Origin of the sequence: Pelomonas sp. CA6, from assembly GCF_022549225.1 — a bacterium.
Taxonomy (GTDB): Bacteria; Pseudomonadota; Gammaproteobacteria; order Burkholderiales; family Burkholderiaceae_C; genus Roseateles.
In genome coordinates this window covers 96,192-112,842 of record NZ_JAKZFD010000001.1, presented here as the reverse complement: position 1 = coordinate 112,842, position 16,651 = coordinate 96,192, and the positions used below count along the sequence as shown (strand labels likewise).

Annotated in this window: 13 protein-coding genes; 2 read left to right on the top strand and 11 right to left on the bottom strand. The window is 70.7% G+C overall.

Annotated elements, in window-relative coordinates; all coding sequences use genetic code 11:
- Nucleotides 1–117: 117 nt before the first annotated feature.
- On the top strand, nucleotides 118–1,869 hold the full coding sequence (locus LZ017_RS00515) for an ATP-binding cassette domain-containing protein (protein WP_241298089.1): 1,752 nt from the start codon (nucleotides 118–120) through the stop codon (nucleotides 1,867–1,869).
- Nucleotides 1,856–3,640: an ABC transporter ATP-binding protein gene (locus LZ017_RS00510; RefSeq protein ID WP_308194052.1), complete on the top strand. Its 1,785-nt coding sequence runs from the start codon at nucleotides 1,856–1,858 to the stop codon at nucleotides 3,638–3,640. Before LZ017_RS00515 ends, LZ017_RS00510 begins: the two co-directional genes overlap by 14 nt.
- On the opposite strand, the gene LZ017_RS00505 is transcribed toward LZ017_RS00510, so the two are convergent.
- The 11 genes from LZ017_RS00505 to murD all read right to left on the bottom strand — a co-directional run bounded on the left by LZ017_RS00505 (nucleotide 3,629) and on the right by murD (nucleotide 16,645).
- On the bottom strand, nucleotides 3,629–3,814 hold the full coding sequence (locus LZ017_RS00505; protein WP_241298088.1) for a hypothetical protein: 186 nt from the start codon (nucleotides 3,812–3,814) through the stop codon (nucleotides 3,629–3,631). The genes LZ017_RS00510 and LZ017_RS00505 overlap by 12 nt on opposite strands.
- A 25-nt stretch (nucleotides 3,815–3,839) precedes the next feature.
- Nucleotides 3,840–4,775: a UDP-3-O-acyl-N-acetylglucosamine deacetylase gene (lpxC, locus tag LZ017_RS00500; RefSeq protein ID WP_241298087.1), complete on the bottom strand. Its 936-nt coding sequence runs from the start codon at nucleotides 4,773–4,775 to the stop codon at nucleotides 3,840–3,842.
- Between the two features lie 30 nt (nucleotides 4,776–4,805).
- Nucleotides 4,806–6,374: a sensor histidine kinase gene (locus tag LZ017_RS00495; protein ID WP_241298086.1), complete on the bottom strand. Its 1,569-nt coding sequence runs from the start codon at nucleotides 6,372–6,374 to the stop codon at nucleotides 4,806–4,808.
- A 244-nt stretch (nucleotides 6,375–6,618) separates the two neighbouring features.
- A complete protein-coding gene (gene ftsZ / locus LZ017_RS00490) occupies nucleotides 6,619–7,839 on the bottom strand; it encodes a cell division protein FtsZ (protein WP_241298085.1) in 1,221 nt (406 codons plus the stop codon).
- 128 nt (nucleotides 7,840–7,967) lie between these two features.
- Nucleotides 7,968–9,197, bottom strand: a complete 1,230-nt coding sequence (gene ftsA / locus LZ017_RS00485) for a cell division protein FtsA (protein WP_241298084.1) — start codon at nucleotides 9,195–9,197, stop codon at nucleotides 7,968–7,970.
- Between the two features lie 12 nt (nucleotides 9,198–9,209).
- Nucleotides 9,210–10,049: a cell division protein FtsQ/DivIB gene (locus LZ017_RS00480; RefSeq protein WP_241298083.1), complete on the bottom strand. Its 840-nt coding sequence runs from the start codon at nucleotides 10,047–10,049 to the stop codon at nucleotides 9,210–9,212.
- 12 nt (nucleotides 10,050–10,061) lie between these two features.
- Nucleotides 10,062–11,033 carry a D-alanine--D-alanine ligase gene (locus LZ017_RS00475; protein ID WP_241298082.1) on the bottom strand — a complete coding sequence of 324 codons (972 nt, stop codon included), beginning with the start codon at nucleotides 11,031–11,033 and terminating at the stop codon, nucleotides 10,062–10,064.
- Nucleotides 11,030–12,469, bottom strand: a complete 1,440-nt coding sequence (gene murC, locus LZ017_RS00470; protein WP_241298081.1) for a UDP-N-acetylmuramate--L-alanine ligase — start codon at nucleotides 12,467–12,469, stop codon at nucleotides 11,030–11,032. Before murC ends, LZ017_RS00475 begins: the two co-directional genes overlap by 4 nt.
- Nucleotides 12,466–13,566, bottom strand: coding sequence for an undecaprenyldiphospho-muramoylpentapeptide beta-N-acetylglucosaminyltransferase (gene murG, locus LZ017_RS00465; RefSeq protein WP_241298080.1), 1,101 nt, complete (start codon nucleotides 13,564–13,566; stop codon nucleotides 12,466–12,468). Before murG ends, murC begins: the two co-directional genes overlap by 4 nt.
- The gene (ftsW, locus tag LZ017_RS00460; RefSeq protein ID WP_241298079.1) at nucleotides 13,563–14,831 is read right to left on the bottom strand and encodes a putative lipid II flippase FtsW; all 1,269 of its coding nucleotides are present in this window, start codon (nucleotides 14,829–14,831) and stop codon (nucleotides 13,563–13,565) included. The genes murG and ftsW overlap by 4 nt, the downstream gene beginning before the upstream one ends.
- On the bottom strand, nucleotides 14,828–16,645 hold the full coding sequence (gene murD / locus LZ017_RS00455) for a UDP-N-acetylmuramoyl-L-alanine--D-glutamate ligase (RefSeq protein WP_241298078.1): 1,818 nt from the start codon (nucleotides 16,643–16,645) through the stop codon (nucleotides 14,828–14,830). The genes ftsW and murD overlap by 4 nt, the downstream gene beginning before the upstream one ends.
- Between the last annotated feature and the right edge of the window lie 6 nt (nucleotides 16,646–16,651).

Genomic DNA, 16,651 nt, shown 5'->3' with positions numbered 1-16,651 from the left:
TGATGTCGTCATGAAGCCCAGGCTTGGCGTCCCGGAGCAGCCGCGGCCCACCCATGCGCCCCGGCATCCCCGGGTCGGGCTTGGCACAATGCGCCGGCCCCCTGTCCGCCGCCGCCCATGACCCTCAGCGCCCTGATCGCCCGCCACGTGCAGCAGCACTGGCGCCCCTATGCCGCCAGCGCGCTGATGCTGGTGTCGATCGCCGTGCTGACGGTCTGGATTCCACGCCAGGTGGGCCAGGTGGTGGACGGGCTGGCCGCCGGGCGGCTGGGCGCCGCGGCGCTGCTGCGCCAACTGGCACTGCTGGCGGGCGCCGGCCTGGCCATCTACCTGCTGCGCGTGGGCTGGCGGCTGGCGCTGTTCGGCAGCGCCTACCGGCTGGGCCTGGCGTTGCGCCAGCGCCTCTACGACCAGATGACGCGCCAGGGGCCGGCCTTCTTCCATCGCCAGCGCACTGGCGACCTGATGGCGCTGGCCACCAACGACATCGACACCATCGAGCAGGCCGCCGGCGAAGCGCTGCTGGCCGCCTTCGACGGCAGCCTGACCCTGGCGCTGGTGCTGGCGATGATGACGCTGGGCGTGGACTGGCGGCTGGGCCTGGCCGCGCTGCTGCCCTTCCCCTTCATGGCGCTGGCGTTCTGGCGCATCTCGCAGCGCGTGCACAGCGCCTGGGCCGATTCGCTGGCGCGCTTCTCGGCGCTCAACCAGCAGGTGCAGGACCAGCTGGCGGGCATGCGCACGCTGCGCGCGATGGGCCTGGCACCGCAGAGCCGGCGCCAGTTCGCCGAGTTGGCCGGCGCCGCCGGCGAGAGCGCCTACCAGACGCAGCGCTGGGAGGCCATGTACGAGCCGGCGGTCGGCCTGAGCCTGGGCGCGGCCACGGTGATCGCGCTGGGCATGGGCGCCTGGCTGGTGCAGCGCGACGAGATCAGCATCGGCATGCTGACCTCCTTCACCATGTACCTGGGCCAGCTGATCTGGCCGATGTTCGCGGCCGGTTGGGTGCTGTCGCTGCTGGAGCGCGGCCGCGCCGCCTGGGCGCGGCTGCAGCCGGTGCTGGACGCGCCGGACGGACTGGTCGACCAGGGGCGCGAGGCCGTGCCCCCGGGTCCGTCCCTGCACTGGCAGGGGCTGGACTTCCGCTACCCCGGCACCGAGGTGGCGGCGCTGGCGGGCATCGAGCTGCATCTGGCGCCGGGGCGCACGCTGGGCATCGTCGGCCCCACCGGCGCCGGCAAGTCCACGCTGCTGCGATTGCTGCTGCGCCAGTACGAGCCCGACCGGGGTCAGGTCTTGCTGGGCGGCATCCCGGCGCCGCGGCTCGCGCTGGACGCGCTGCGCCGCACGCTGGCCTGGGTGCCGCAGGAGCCCTTCCTGTTCTCGGCCTCGGTGGCGGAGAACATCGCGCTGGCCAGCCCGGACGCCAGCCGCGCGCAGATCGCCGCGGCCGCCGAGCTGGCGGCGGTGCACGAAGACATCCTGCGCCTGCCGCAGGGCTACGACACCCTGGTCGGCGAGCGCGGCGTCACGCTGTCCGGCGGCCAGCGCCAGCGCGTCGCCATCGCCCGCGCGCTGCTCGCCGAGGCCCCGGTCCTGCTGCTGGACGACGCCCTCTCGGCGGTGGACAGCGGCACCGAAACCCAGATCCTCGCCCACTGGCGCGAACTGCGCGAACGCCACCCGGAGCGCAGCCTGGTGGTGGTGAGCCATCGCCTCTCCGCGGTCCGCGAGGCGGACGAGATCATCGTGCTGCGCGGCGGCCGCATCGTCGAGCGCGGCACGCACGAGGCGCTGCTCGCGCAGGACGGCTGGTACGCCAGCCAGTGGCGCTATCAACAACTGGAGGCCAGCCTTGACGCAGAGTGAGCCGGCAAACAATGCGCCGGCCGGCGCGCCGATGCGCGAGGCCCTGGCGCTGCTGGTGCGGGCGGCCCGGCCCGAATCGCGCCGCCTGACCCAAGGCCTGCTGTGGCTGGTGCTGGCCGCGCTGCTGGAGGCGCTGGGCCCGGTGCTGGGCAAGCACCTGATCGACGCGCAGCTGCTGCCGCGCCGCTTCGATGGGCCACAGATCGCGCTGCTGCTGGCGGCCATGCTGACCAGCGGCTGGATCGCCAGCCTGCTGCGCTATGCCCAGCTGCGCCGCATGGCCGGCGTGGCGCAGCGTTCGGTGCTGCGGCTGCGCACCCAGGTCTGGGACCATGTGCTGGCCCAGCCCATCGCCTTCTTCGACCGTTCCATCAGCGGCCAGCTGCTGAGCCGGGTCACCAACGACACCGACGCGGTCAACAACCTGTACCGGCAGGTGCTGTTCGTGATGCTGGACTCCGGCATCGTGGTGCTGGGCGCGCTCGTCGCGATGGCCTGGCTGGACTGGCGGCTGATGCTGATCGTCGTCGCGCTGGTGCCGGCCAGCGTGGCCATCATCTGGCTTTACCAGCGCGCCAGCGCGGCCGCCGTGCAGCGCACGCGCGCGCTGCGCGCCGAGCTCAACGCGCAGATGGCGGAGAGCATCGCCGGCATGGCCATGCTGCAGAGCGCGGGCGCGGCGCGGCGCTTCTCGCAGCGCTTCGCCGGCACCAACGCGGCCCAGCTGGATGCGCGCAAGCAGGAGCTCAAGGCCAACGCCTGGCTGTTGCGGCCGGCGCTGGACCTGCTCAACGTGCTGCTGATCGTCGCGCTGATTTACGGCTTTGGGCTGCGCGGCGAGGCCACGCCCGGCGCGGTGCTGGAGGTGGGGCTGCTCTACGCCTTCCTGAGCTATATCGCGCGCGTCGTCGAGCCGCTGATCCAGATCACCATGCAGTTCAGCCAGCTGCAGCAGGCGCTGGTGGCGGCCTCGCGCGTGCACGCGCTGCTGCGCGAACCTGCCGAAGCCGACGCCACCCGGCCCGAGGCGCGGGTGCCTCGCGGCGCGATCAACCTGCGCGGCCTGAGCTTCGGCTACCAACCCGGCCAGCCGGTGCTGCAGGACATCAGCCTGGAGATCGCGCCGGGCAGCTTCGTCGGCATCGCCGGGCACACGGGCTCGGGCAAGTCCAGCCTGCTGGCGCTGCTGCTGCGCTTCTATGCGCCGCAGCGGGGCGAGCTGCTGCTGGATGGCCAGCCGCTGGCCCACATCCCCGAGGCGCGGCTGCGCGAGGCCGTGGCGCTGGTGCCGCAGGAGCCCTACCTGGTCTCGGGCACGGTGCGCGAGAACCTGCGCATGGGCCGCGACATCCCCGACGAGCGCCTGTTCGAGGCCGCGCGTGCCGCGCGGGTGCACGATTTCCTGGCCGCGCTGCCGCGGGGCTACGACAGCCGGCTGGGCGATGGCGGGCTGGCCGTCTCCACCGGGCAGAAGCAGCTGATCGCGCTGGCGCGCGCGCTGGCCGGCGATCCGCGCGTGCTGCTGCTGGACGAGGCCAGCGCCAACATCGACAGCGCCACCGAGGCCCGCGTCGGCGAAGCCCTGCTGGGCCTGCGCGGCCGCGTGACGGTGATCGCGGTGGCGCACCGCCTGTCCACGCTGCGCGAGGCCGACCCCATCCTCGTGCTCAGCCACGGCCGGCTGGCCGAGCAGGGCACGCACGACGAGCTGATGGCGCGCGAAAACGGGATCTACCAGCGCCTGGTGCAGCTCCAGGCGCTAGAGCAATAGCGCCAGCCGTTCCAGAATCAGCACCGCGAAGAAGCCCAGCCCGGCGATCACGGTCCACTTCATGATCAGGAAGGCGCGCAGGCGCCAGACCGGCTGGCCGGTGGCCAGGTTCAGTGCGAAGCACAGCACGGTGGCGGCGACCAGCAGGCCGATAAGCAGGCGGAAGATCATCATGGCAGCAGGTCCTGGTGCGCGGCGCTCACCACGCCGGCGCCAGCTCCGCGAAGCCCTGCGGGGCGTCGCGTTCGTCTTCGAAGGTGACGAGTTCGTAGGCCTGCGAGTCGGCCAGCAGTTCGCGCAGCAGCAGGTTGTTCAGCGCGTGCCCGCCCTTGAAGGAGGTGTAGGCCGCCAGCATGGGATGGCCGGCCACCTGCATGTCGCCGATCGCGTCCAGGATCTTGTGCTTCACGAACTCGTCGTCGTAGCGCAGGCCCTCGGCATTGAGCACGCGGTAGTCGTCGACGACGATGGCGTTGTCCATGCTGCCGCCCAGCGTCAGCCCGCGCGAACGCATCAGCTCGATGTCCTTGGTCATGCCGAAGGTGCGCGCGCGCGCGATTTCGCGCTTGTATTGGCCGCTGCCCATGTCGAAGACATAGTGCTGGCCGGTCGCCGCGACCGCGGGGTTGTCGAACTCGATCTGGAAGCTCAGCGTGTAGCCGTGCAGCGGCTCCAGCCGGGCCCACATCAGGCTCTTGCCTTCGCCGCGGCGCACCTCGACCGGCTTCTTCACGCGCAGAAAGCGCTTGGGTGCGTTCTGCAGCTCGATGCCGGCCGACTGCAGCAGGAACACGAAGCTCGCCGCCGAGCCGTCCAGCACCGGCACCTCGTCGGCGTTGATGTCCACCAGCAGGTTGTCCAGCCCCAGGCCGGCGCAGGCGGACAGCAGGTGTTCGATGGTCTGCACCTTGGGCTGGCCGGGGTCGCCCCCGGGGCTGATGGTCGTCGCCATGCGCGTGTCGCAGACGTTCAGCGGCCGCACCGGGATGTCCACCGGCTGGGCCAGGTCGACGCGCCGGAACACGATGCCGGTGTCCGGGGCCGCCGGACGCAGGGTCAGCTCGACCTTCTGCCCGCTGTGTATGCCCACGCCGACGGCGTGGGTCAGGGATTTGAGGGTTCGTTGTTTGAGCATGGGCCAGGGAAACGCTGCGGGAATGGGTCTCTAGGGATTGTCCCCTATCGGCCCCTCCGCTGCCCATGGCTTCTCGCTATCCCGGCGATCAATCGGCAGGCGCAAGGTCACCACCGTGCCATGCCCCACGCTGCTGTCCACGCGCAGCGAGCCGCCCAGCTTGCGCGCGCGCCGCTGCAGCCCGCGCAGGCCCCGGCCGTGCTGGATGCGCTCCACGTCGAAGCCCTCGCCGTTGTCCTCGACGCGGATCTCGACGCGGGTCTGCATGTCGCGCGTGACGAGGCGGATGCGGCTCGCATGCGAGTGCTTCAGCGCATTGGTGATCGCCTCCTGCATCAGCCGCAGCACCTGCAGCGCGTCGGGCGGTTCCAGCCAGGGCAGCGGCGGCAGGTCCTGTACGTCCCAGTCCAGCTTGACCCCGCCCAGCTGCATGCGCTTGCCCAGGCGGTAGCGCATGGTCGCGAGCAGCGCCACCAGATCGTGGCCCACGGGCTCCAGCGAATCGATCACCAGGCGCAGGTCGTCCACGCATTCGCGCAGCACGTCCACCACCTGCTCGCGCCCCATGGTGCCCTGCTCCACCGCCACCATGGCCGACAACAGCGAGGAGCCCAGCCCGTCGTGCATGTCCTGCATCAGGCGCTGGCGTTCCTGCAGCAGCGCCTGGCGGCGCTCCTGCGCGGCCTCGTGCTGCAGCTGCTCGGTCAGCGCCTCGCGCTGCTGGATCAGGCGGCGCGCCATCTCCTGCTCGCCGGCCTCGACACGCTGCAAGGCCTGCGCATGCCGGCGCCCCAGCCACCACGGCAGCAACAGCAACAAGGCCAGTGGCGCCCAGCGCAACAGCGTGGGCCAGGGCGGGCCCTGGCCGGAAACATCCAACAGCGCCAGCAGCGTCGGCGGCACCAGCACCGCGGCCACCGTCGCGGTACGCGCAAGGCCGGCCTTGGCCGCCTGCACCAGCAGCACCGCGGACAGCGCCAGCAACACGCCGGCGTCCAGCCAGGGCAGCCAGGCCAGGGCCCAGGCGCCCCCCGTCAACCCCAGCACCACGCCCCCCACGGCCAGACCCAGCATCAGCCGCCGCGGGCGCGGCGGCGCACAGGCCAGTGCGGCGGCCAGCAGCCAGCTGCATCCCAGTCCGGCCTGCAGCGCCGCCAGCGTGCCGTCCCAGCGCGCGTCGGCCGCCGCGCCCTGGGGCGGCAGCAGCAGAAAAACACCCCAGCACACCCCGGCCAGACCCAGCCATCCCAAGGATGCGTCCGGCCGCACGCGGCGCAGCGCCGCAAGCGCCATCAGCCCGGCCAGCAGCGACCCCAGCCCGAGCAGCTGCGCGACCGGCGCAGGCGGCGCAAGCCTAAGAGGAGCCCCGAGTCGGAAACGCCTGGCCGCGCCATCCGTCGGCACGGGCGGGACCACGTCCGGCGGCGCGCTTGCGCGGGGTGCGTCAATGCGAGCGAAGGAGACACCGGTGAGCGGCAACGCCGAGGCGGCCGTCCCGGCTGGGACGGCCGCGTTCAAGGTCGCCTGGGGCTGGCCGTGGGCGGCCAGCGCGGTGCACAGCACCCACAGCCCCACTAGACGCGCAATCCACCGCTGCATGGGTTCTTCTAACTTCTGCTGGGACGCGCATCCCAGGATCTTGCGCATTGCGCACAAGGGCTCAGTCTGCCCAAACTCCCATTGGATCACTAGCGCGCCGCCGTGGGCGAGCAACAAAATACCCGAAACAGGTTCAAGGGCCCGGCGGCAGATGGTGTAGAGCAGCCGGGCCGCAACGAGTGGGCGGAAAAGAAAAAAGGCCATGCAACGCATGGCCTTCCAGGAGGGATGAACGCGCGCCGGATCAATCGGCTTGCTTGCGCAAGAAGGCCGGGATCTCGATCTCATCCATGCCATTGGAGGACAGTGCTTCGACCTTGGCCGCGGCGGTGCGGCCATGGCGCCAGACGCTGGGCACGCTCATGCCGCCGAAGTCCTGGCCGGACGCCGCGCCAGCCGTGGTGGCCGCGCCGGACATCACGACCGACTGCGTCAGCACCGGCATGTTGTCGGTGCCGGTGCGCAGCTGGGGCTGCTGCACCACCTGCAGCGGCGCCTGCTGGCGCGCGCGCTGCGAGCTCAAGCCGGTGGCGATCACGGTGACGCGCAATGCGTCGCCCAGGCTTTCGTCGTAGGCCGTGCCGTAGATGATGTGGGCATCGTCCGCCGCGTAGCGCTTGATCGCGGTCATCGCGTTGCGGCTCTCGGCCAGCTTGAAGTTGTTCCGGCTCGCGGCGATCAACACCAGCACGCCACGCGCGCCGGACAGATCGATGCCTTCCAGCAGCGGGCAGGCCACGGCCAGCTCGGCGGCCTTGGTCGCGCGGTCGGGGCCCGAGGCCACGGCCGTGCCCATCATCGCCTTGCCCGGCTCGCTCATCACGGTCTTGACGTCTTCGAAGTCGACGTTGACCAGGCCCGGCATGTGGATGATGTCGGAAATGCCGCCCACGGCGTTCTTCAGCACGTCGTTGGCGTGCGCGAAGGCCTGGTCCTGCGTGACGTCGTCACCCAGCACTTCCAGCAGCTTGTCGTTGAGCACAACGATCAACGAGTCGACATTCGCCTCCAGCTCGGCCAGGCCGGCATCCGCCGCCTTGGAGCGGCGCGAACCCTCGAACTCGAAGGGCTTGGTGACCACGCCCACGGTGAGGATGCCCATCTCCTTGGCCACGCGCGCGATCACGGGCGCCGCGCCGGTGCCGGTGCCGCCGCCCATGCCGGCGGTGATGAACAGCATGTGCGCGCCCTGGATGGACTCGCGAATGCGGGCCTCGGCCTCTTCGGCCGCCGAACGGCCCACCTCGGGCTTGGCGCCAGCGCCCAGACCGCTGTGCCCCAACTGGAGGAGCTGGTCGGCCTTGGATCGATTCAGCGCCTGGGCATCGGTGTTCGCCACCACGAACTCCACGCCCTGCACCCCTTGCGAGATCATGTGCTCGACGGCATTGCCGCCGCCACCGCCCACGCCGATCACCTTGATCTGGGTGCCTTGGTCAAACTCTTCGATCATCTCGATCGCCATATCAAACCTCCTAACGATATTGTGCAGTTGCCATCCGCAAAAAACCACAGGGTTGGCCCTTTTTTTTGAGCCCACGGCACGTTTCCGCGCCGTTTTCTTAGCCCTGACTTACACCTTGAAACCAGTGGTCAGAAATTCCCCAGGAACCAATCCTTGGCACGACCGAACAAGGTCTTGACCGACCCCGCCTGCTGCGCCGCCTTGAAACCCCGCGTACGCGAAAGACGCGCCTCCTCCAACAGCCCCATCACGGTCGCCGAGCGGGGATTGGCGACCATGTCGAACAGCGCGCCGCTATAGGTCGGATTGCCGCGCCGGACGGGTTTCAGGAATATGTCCTCGGCCAGTTCCACCATGCCCGGCATGACCGCCGAACCGCCGGTCAGGACAATGCCCGAGGACAGCAATTCCTCGTAGCCCGATTCCCGGATCACCTGGTGGACCAGCGAGAAAATCTCTTCGACGCGCGGTTCAATGACGCCGGCAAGCGCCTGTTTGGACAATTGCCGCATCGCCCGGTCGCCCAAACCCGGAACATCCACCTGGTCGGACGGGTCGGCGCGCAGTTGTTTCGCAACGCCATGTTCGACCTTGATTTCCTCGGCATCCTTGGTCGGCGTGCGCAGCGCCATCGCAATATCGCTGGTGATCAGGTCGCCAGCGATCGGAATGACCGCGGTATGGCGGATGGAACCGCCGGTGAAGATGGCCACGTCCGTGGTGCCGGCGCCAATGTCGACCAGCGCCACGCCCAGGTCGCGCTCGTCCGAGGTCAGCGCCGCCAAACTCGAGGCGCTGGGATTGAGCACCAGTTGCTCCACCTCCAGGCCGCAGCGGCGCACGCATTTGACGATGTTTTCGGCGGCGCTTTGGGCGCCGGTCACGATATGGACCTTGACCTCCAGCCGGCCGCCGCTCATTCCGATCGGTTCCTTGACCTCGTGACCGTCGATCACGAATTCCTGCGGCTCCACCAGCAGCAGGCGCTGGTCATTCGGGATATTGATGGCCTTGGCGGTTTCCACCACGCGCGCCACATCCACCGGCGTGACCTCCTTGTCGCGCACGATCACCATGCCGGTCGAGTTCTGGCCGCGGATATGACTGCCGGTGATCCCCGTATAAACCCTGGAGATGCGGCAGTCGGCCATCATCTCCGCTTCCTTCAAGGCCTGCTGGATGGACTGCACGGTGGCGTCGATATTGACGACCACGCCGCGCTTCAGGCCGTGGCTGGGCGCAACCCCCAAACCGGCGATGCGCAACTCCCCATTGCCCATCACCTCGGCCACCACCGCCATGATCTTGGCGGTGCCGATGTCCAAACCAACGACCAAATCCTTGTATTCCTTGGCCATGTCCGTCCTCAGTTACCGGCTTCCCGGTTTCGTTTTCGTCTTGGGCGCCTGCGTGGAAACCCCCGCGAGGCGTAATGCATAGCCCTGCTCGTGGCGCAGGTCGGCCGACACCGGCCGCGACTGGTAGCGCGCCGCGACCTGGGCCACGGTGCCGGCGAAGCGGCCGAAACGCGCCAGCACCTCGGCTTCGTCGCCACGCCCCAGCTCCACCACCCCGCCCTTTTCCAAACTCAGGCGCCAGGAGCCGCGGCCGGACAGGTCCAGCCGGTCGACCGACTCGCCCAGCTTCTGCCGCGCCAGGGCTTCCAGCTGGCGCCACATGCTCAGCATGCGCGGCGCGCTGCCCTGCGGGCCGGACAGCACCGGCAAGTCCTCGTCCTCCACGTCACCCAGGTTGGCCTGGAACACCTCGCCGAAGCTGTTGACCAGCAGCGACTCCGCCACCGCGTCGCTGTCGGCGTCAGCGCCCTCGGCCTTGGTTTCCCACAGCGCCGCCGGCCGGTGCTCCTCCAGCTGCACGCGCAGCTGGCGCGGCCAGACGCGCTGCACCGTGGCGCGGCGCACCCAGGGCACGGCTTCGAAGGCCTCGCGCGCCGTCTGCAGGTTCATGCTCAGAAAGCTGCCCGACAAGCGCGGCAGCGCATTGGCCCGCAAGGAGGCGGCGCTGTTGCGGCTGACGTCGCCCTCGACCAGGATGGAGCGGATCGCGAAGACCGGCTGGCGCGCCAGCCATTGCAGCGTCAGCGCGCAGCCCGCCAGCACCACGCCCAGCAGCAACACCGCGGCGACGCCGTTCATCACGCGGATGTCCGGCGGCAGCGGGGTTTGCGGGGCGTAGGGCGCGTTGCGCATGGTCGTTCGGCGTCAGCGCTGTCCGTCCAGCCGCGCCTGGGCCAGCAGCCACAGGCACAGCCGTTCGTAACTGATGCCCGCGGCCTGCGCGGCCTTGGGCACCAGGGAATGCGAGGTCATGCCCGGCGAGGTGTTCATCTCCAGCAGGAAGAACTTGCCATCGCTGTTGCGGCGCATCAGGTCGGCGCGTCCCCAGCCCCGGCAGCCCAGGCTGCGGTAAGCGGCCAGCGCGAGCTGCTGCACCTCGGCCTGCTGCGCGGGCGGCAACTGGCCCACCAGGTACTGGGTCGTGTTGGTGAAGTACTTGTTCTGGTAGTCGTAGTTGCCGGCCTGCGCGCGGATCTCGATGACGGGCAGCGCGAGGGCGTCATCGCCATCGCCCAGCAGCGGGCAGGTCAGCTCGGTGCCGTCGATGAACTCCTCGCACAGCACCTCGGCGTCGTAACGCGCGGCCAGCTCCACGGCCTCCTGCATGTCGGAGTAGCCCATGACCTTGGTCGCGCCGATGGACGAGCCTTCGTGCGGCGGCTTCACGAACAACGGCAGCCCGAGATCGTCGGGCACGCAGCGCACCACCTCGCGCTGGAGCTGCTCGCGCTTCAGGCTCACCCAGCGCGGCGTGGGCAGGCCGTCGGACAGCCACAGCCGCTTGGTCATGATCTTGTCCATCGCGATCGCCGAGGCCATCACGCCGGAGCCGGTGTACGGAATGCCCATCAGCTCCAGCGCGCCCTGCACCGTGCCGTCCTCGCCGCCTCGGCCATGCAGCGCGATGAAGACGCGCTGGATGGCGCGCTGCTTCAGCTCGATCAGATCGGTGCTCGCCGGGTCGAACGCCTGCGCGTCCACGCCCTGGGATTGCAGCGCGGCCAGCACGCCCGGGCCCGACATCGTGGCCGACACCTCGCGCTCCGCCGAGGTGCCGCCCATCAGCACGGCGACCCGGCCCATGGCCTTGGGATCGATGTTGAGGTCCAGCTTCATGCGGTCCCTCCCTTCCTGTCCAGTTTCTTCAGTTGTTCCACCACCTGGGCGGGGACGGCGGCGATCGAACCCGCGCCCATCACGATCCAGACGTCCTCGGCCCGGCCCTGGTCCAGCAGCGCCTGCGGCAGCTGGTGCCAGTCGGCCACATAGGCGGCCGGGGTGCCGCGCGCGCGCACGGCCTCGGCCAGGCGCGCGCCGCTGACGCCCGGCAACGGCGTCTCGCTGGCGGCATAGATCTCGGTCAGCAGCACCGCGTCCGCCTGCGCCAGCACGCGCGCGAATTCGTCGAAGCAGTCGCGCGTGCGGGTGTAGCGATGCGGCTGGAAGGCCAGCACCAGGCGCCGCCCCGGGAAGGCGCCACGCGCCGCCTCCAGCACCGCCTGCATCTCGACCGGGTGATGGCCGTAGTCGTCGATCACGCGCACGGAGCCACCGGCCAGCGCATGGTCGCCATGGGACTGGAAGCGCCGGCCCACGCCGGAAAAGCCGGCCAGCGCGCGCTGCAACGCGGCGTCGTCCACGCCCAGCTCCATCGCCATCGCGATCACCGCCAGCGCGTTGAGCACGTTGTGCCGTCCGGCCAGCCCCAGTTCCACCGGCAGCGGGGCCAGGTCTTGCCCGCAACGGTCGCGGCGCAGCGCGCTGAAGCGCATGCGCCCGCCGGCGTCCGCCACCACGTCGACCGCGCGCACCGCGTTGTGCTCGCCCAGGCCGTAGAGGATCTGCGGCCGCGACAACATGGGCAGGATGCTGCGCACGCCGGGGTCGTCGCCGCACAGCACCGCCGCGCCCCAGAAGGGCATGCGGTGCAGGAAGTCCACGAAGGCCTGGCGCAGCCTGGCCATGTCGTGGCCGTAGGTGTCCATGTGGTCGGCGTCGATGTTGGTCACGATCGCCAGCTGCGGCAGCAGGTGCAGGAAGGAAGCGTCGGACTCGTCCGCCTCCACCACCATCAGCGCGCCTTCGCCCAGCGCCGCGTTCGCGCCGCTGGCGAGCAACTGGCCGCCGATCGCATAGCCCGGACGCAGGCCGGCCTCGATCAGCACCGTGGTCAGCAGCGAGGTGGTCGTGGTCTTGCCATGCGTGCCGGCCACCGCCACGCCCATGCGCGGACGCATCAGCTCGGCCAGCATCTGCGCGCGCAGCAGCACCGGGATGCCGCGCTCGTGCGCGGCCATCAGCTCGGGGTTGTCGGCACGGATGGCGCTGGATTTGACCAGCACCTGTGGCGCCTGGTCGCCCTCGCCCAGGTTCGCGGCGGCATGGCCGATGTGCAGCGTCACGCCCAGCGCGCGCAGGCGCCGCGTGGTGTCGCCCTCGGCCTGGTCGGAACCGCTGACGCGGTAGCCCTGGGCCAGCAGCAGCTCGGCAATGCCGCTCATGCCGGCACCGCCGATGCCGGTGAAGTGGACGTGGCGGATCGCGTGCTTCATGCGCGCGCCTCCAGCATCGCCTCGATCTCATCGGCCACGCGCGCGGCGGCCTGCGGGCGCGCCAGCGCGCGCGCGCGGCCGGCCATCGCCAGCCACTGCTCGCGCGGGATCTGCAGCAGCGCGTGCAGGCGCTCGGCACTCAGCTCGCCCTGCGGCAGGTGCAGCGCCGCCTGGTGCTGCGCCATGTATTGCGCGTTGTCGCGCTGGTGCGAGGTGGTGCTGACCACCAGCGGCACCAGCACGCTGGCCACGCCGGCGGCGCACAGTTCGCTGACCGTCACCGCGCCGGCGCGGCAGATCACCACGTCGGCCTCGGCCAGCTGCTGCGCCATGTCGGTGATGAAGGGCCGCACGTCCACCGTGCCGCCCTGCTCCACCAGCGCGACGCCGGCGCGCGCATAGGCTTCGCGCACGGCCGCCAGGTGGGCCTCGCCGGTCTGGTGCGTCAGTTGCGGACGAGCATCGGCCGGGCACAGCGCCAGCGCGCGCGGCAGCACCTCGTTGATCGCCTTGGCGCCCAGCGAGCCGCCGACCACCAGCACGCGCAGCGGGCCGCTGCGGCCGGCGAAGCGCAGCTCGGGCGCGGGCAGCGCTTCGATCTCGGCGCGCACCGGATTGCCGGTGACCACGGCCTTCTTCTGCTGCGCCGCGGCCTCGCCGTCAAAGCCAAAGGCCAGGCGGCGCGCAAACGGCGCCAGCGCCTTGTTGGACAGCAGCAGGCCGGCGTCCGCGTTGACCAGCAACAGCGGCTTGCGCGACAGCCAGGCCATGAAGCCGCCCGGCAGGCAGACATAGCCGCCCATGCCCAGCACGGCGTCGGCCTTGCGCGCGCTGAACACGGTGGCGCTCTGCGCCAGTGCCTTGACCAGCCGGCCGACGCCCAGCAGCGCATGCCTCAGGCCCTTGCCCCGCAGGCCGGCGAAGGCCAGTCGGTCCAGCGGCAGGCCTGACGGCGGCACCAGCTTGTTCTCCATGCCCGCCTCGGTGCCCAGCCAGGACACGGTCCAGCCGCGGCGCTGCATCTCGGCCGCGACGGCGAGGCCGGGGATGATGTGGCCGCCGGTGCCGGCCGCCATGACCACCAAATGCCGGGTCATGTCTGCCTCCCTCCGCGCATCAGCTGCCGGTTCTCGATGTCGATGCGCAGCACCACGGCCAGCGCGATGCAGTTCATCAGAATGGCCGAGCCGCCGAAGCTCAGCAGCGGCAGGGTCAGGCCCTTGGTGGGCAGCGCGCCCAGGTTCACGCCCATGTTGATGAAGGCCTGGCCGCCCATCCAGATGCCCACGCCCTGCGCATACAGGCCGGCGAACACGCGGTCCAGCGCGATGGCCTGGCGGCCGATGTGGAACAGCCGGCGCGAGAGCCAGAAGAACGCGAAGATCACCACCGCGACGCCGACGAACCCCAGCTCCTCGCCGATCACCGCGAGCAGGAAGTCGGTGTGCGCCTCGGGCAGGTAGTGCAGCTTTTCGACGCTGCCACCCAGGCCCTGGCCGAACAGCTCGCCGCGGCCGAAGGCGATCAGCGAATGCGTCAGCTGGTAAGCCTTGCCCTGCGCGTACTTCTCGTCCCAGGGGTTGAGGTAGGCGAAGATGCGCTCGCGACGGAATTCGCTGAAGGTGATCATCAGCACAAAGGCGCCGATCAGCACCGCGACGATCAGGAAGAACATGCGCCCGTTGACGCCGCCCAGAAACAGGATGCCCATCGCGATCGCGGCGATCACCATGAAGGCGCCCATGTCGGGCTCGGCCAGCAGCAGCACGCCCACGAAGGCCAGCGACACGGCCATGGGCCAGACGGCGCGGAAGAAGTTCTCCTTCACGTCCATCTTGCGCATCATGTAGTTGGCCGCATACATCGCGATCGCGAACTTGGCCAGCTCGGAGGGCTGGAAGTTCATCACGCCCAGCGGCAGCCAGCGGCGCGCGCCGTTCACGCCCTTGCCCACATGGGGGATCAGCACGATGACCAGCAGCACCAGCGCGACGACGAACAGCCAGGGCGCGTTGCGCTCCCAGACCGACACCGGGATCTGCACCGTCACCAGCGCGGCCAGCAGCGCCATCGCGATCGCGAACACATGGCGCACGAGGAAGTGCGTGGGCAGGTAGCGCGCGAACTTGGGGTTGTCCGGCAGCGCGATGGAGGCCGAATAGACCATCAGCAGCCCCAGCGCCAGCAGCGCCAGCACCACCCAGACCAGGGTCAGGTCGAAACCGAGGATGCGCGTGGGCTGGCCGGCGGAGGTGGAAACCCAGTCCCGCACGGGCACCGCGTCGGCGCTCTCGCCGCGGCGCAAGACGCCGGTCAGGCGCTGGGCCCAGCCGAGCTTGGTGCTGGCGCTCGCGTCGCTCATTCCAGCTGTCCTTCCTCGATCGCCAGCTCGCGCACCGTCGCGACGAAGACCTCGGCGCGGTGCGCGTAGTTGCGGAACATGTCCAGGCTGGCGCAGGCCGGGCTCAGCAGCACGCTGTCGCCGGGCTCGGCCTGGGCCAGGCACCAGCGGGTCGCGCCTTCCAGCGTCGCCTCATGGTGCAGCGGCACGCCGGCGCCCTTCAGCGCGGCCTCGATCTGCGCCGCATCGCGGCCCACCAGGGCCACCGCGCGCGCATGCAAGGCCACCGGCGTGGCCAGCGGCGAGAAGTCCTGACCCTTGCCGTCGCCGCCCAGGATGAGCAGCAGCCGGGCCGGCGCGCGGTCCGCGCCCAGGCCCAGGATGGCGGCCACGGTGGCGCCCACGTTGGTGCCCTTGGAATCGTCGTAGAAGTCCACGCCGCGCACGCTGTGGACGAACTCCACGCGGTGCGGCTCGCCGCGGTATTCGCGCAGCCCGTGCAGCATGGGCGCCAGCGGGCAGCCGACGCTGGTGGCCAGCGCCAGCGCGGCCAGCGCGTTGGCCGCGTTGTGGCGGCCGCGCACGCGCAGCGCGTCGGCCGGCATCAGGCGCTGCAGGATCAGGGGCTCGTCCTCTTCGCCCTTCTTGCGCTTGAGGCCTTCCTCCAGCTCGCGCGCGCGCACCAGCCAGGCCATGCCGTTTTCGACCAGCAGGCCGAAATCGCCGGGGCGGCGCGGCAGATCCAGCCCGAAGCGCACGACGCGGCGCTCCAGCGTCTTGCTGGGACGGCCGCGCCCCTGCTTGACCTGGATGGGCGCGGGCACCAGGGCCTCCACCTCGGCATCGTCGCGGTTGATCACCATCACCGCCTGCTCGCCGAAGATGCGGCCCTTGGCGCGCGCATACGCCGGCATGTCGCCATGCCAGTCCAGATGGTCCTGGGTGATGTTCAGCACCGCGGCGGCGCTGGGCTCGAAGCCCTGCACACCATCGAGCTGGAAGCTGGACAGCTCCAGCACCCAGACCTGAGGCAGCGCCTCGAACTCCGGCGGCCGGGGCGGCGGCGGCTTGATCGGCAGCGGCTGTTCGTCCAGCAGCTCGGCGACCTCGTCCAGCACCGAGTGCTCGGGCGCGGCGTCGGCGGGCGGCGCGGCCACCTCCGTCGCGTCGGCCGCCTCGGGCGCCGGCACCGCCGGTTCGGCCTCGGGGCTCTCCGACGCCTGTGCCACGGTCTCGGGCGGCATCTCGCCGTCCGCCTGAGCCTGAGCCTGAATCTGCTCGGGCGGCTGCGGCTGCGGTTCCCGGGCCAGCGCGGCGCTCAGCGTGTCCAGCAGCGTGGGCCCGATGTTGCCAGCCATCGCGACGCGGCGTCCGGCGCGCTCCACCAGCAGTGCGGTCATGCAGGTCGTGGTGGTCTTGCCGTTGGTGCCGGTGATGGCCAGCACGCCGGGCTGGTAGTTGTAGAGGCGGCGCAGCTCCGCCAGCGCCTGCGCGAACAGGTCCAGCTCGCCCTGCACGCGCAGGCCCTGCGCGGCGGCGCGGCGCAGCAGCGGCTGCAGCCGTTCGTCGAGCGGCGACAAGCCCGGGCTCTTCAGTAGCAGGTCCACGCCGTCCAGTGCCTGCTCGGGCAGCTCGCCGTGCAAAAAGACCGCGTCCGGCAGCTCCTCGCGCAGCGTGGCCCGCTGCGGCGGGGTCTCGCGGCTGTCCCAGACGCTCAGCGCGGCACCGTGGCGGGCGACCCAGCGGGCCATCGCCAGCCCGGAGTCGCCCAGGCCCAGCACCAGGGCGCGCAGCGGGCGTCCGTCGGCGGTCTGGAACAGCGCGGGAAAGTCCATGGTTCG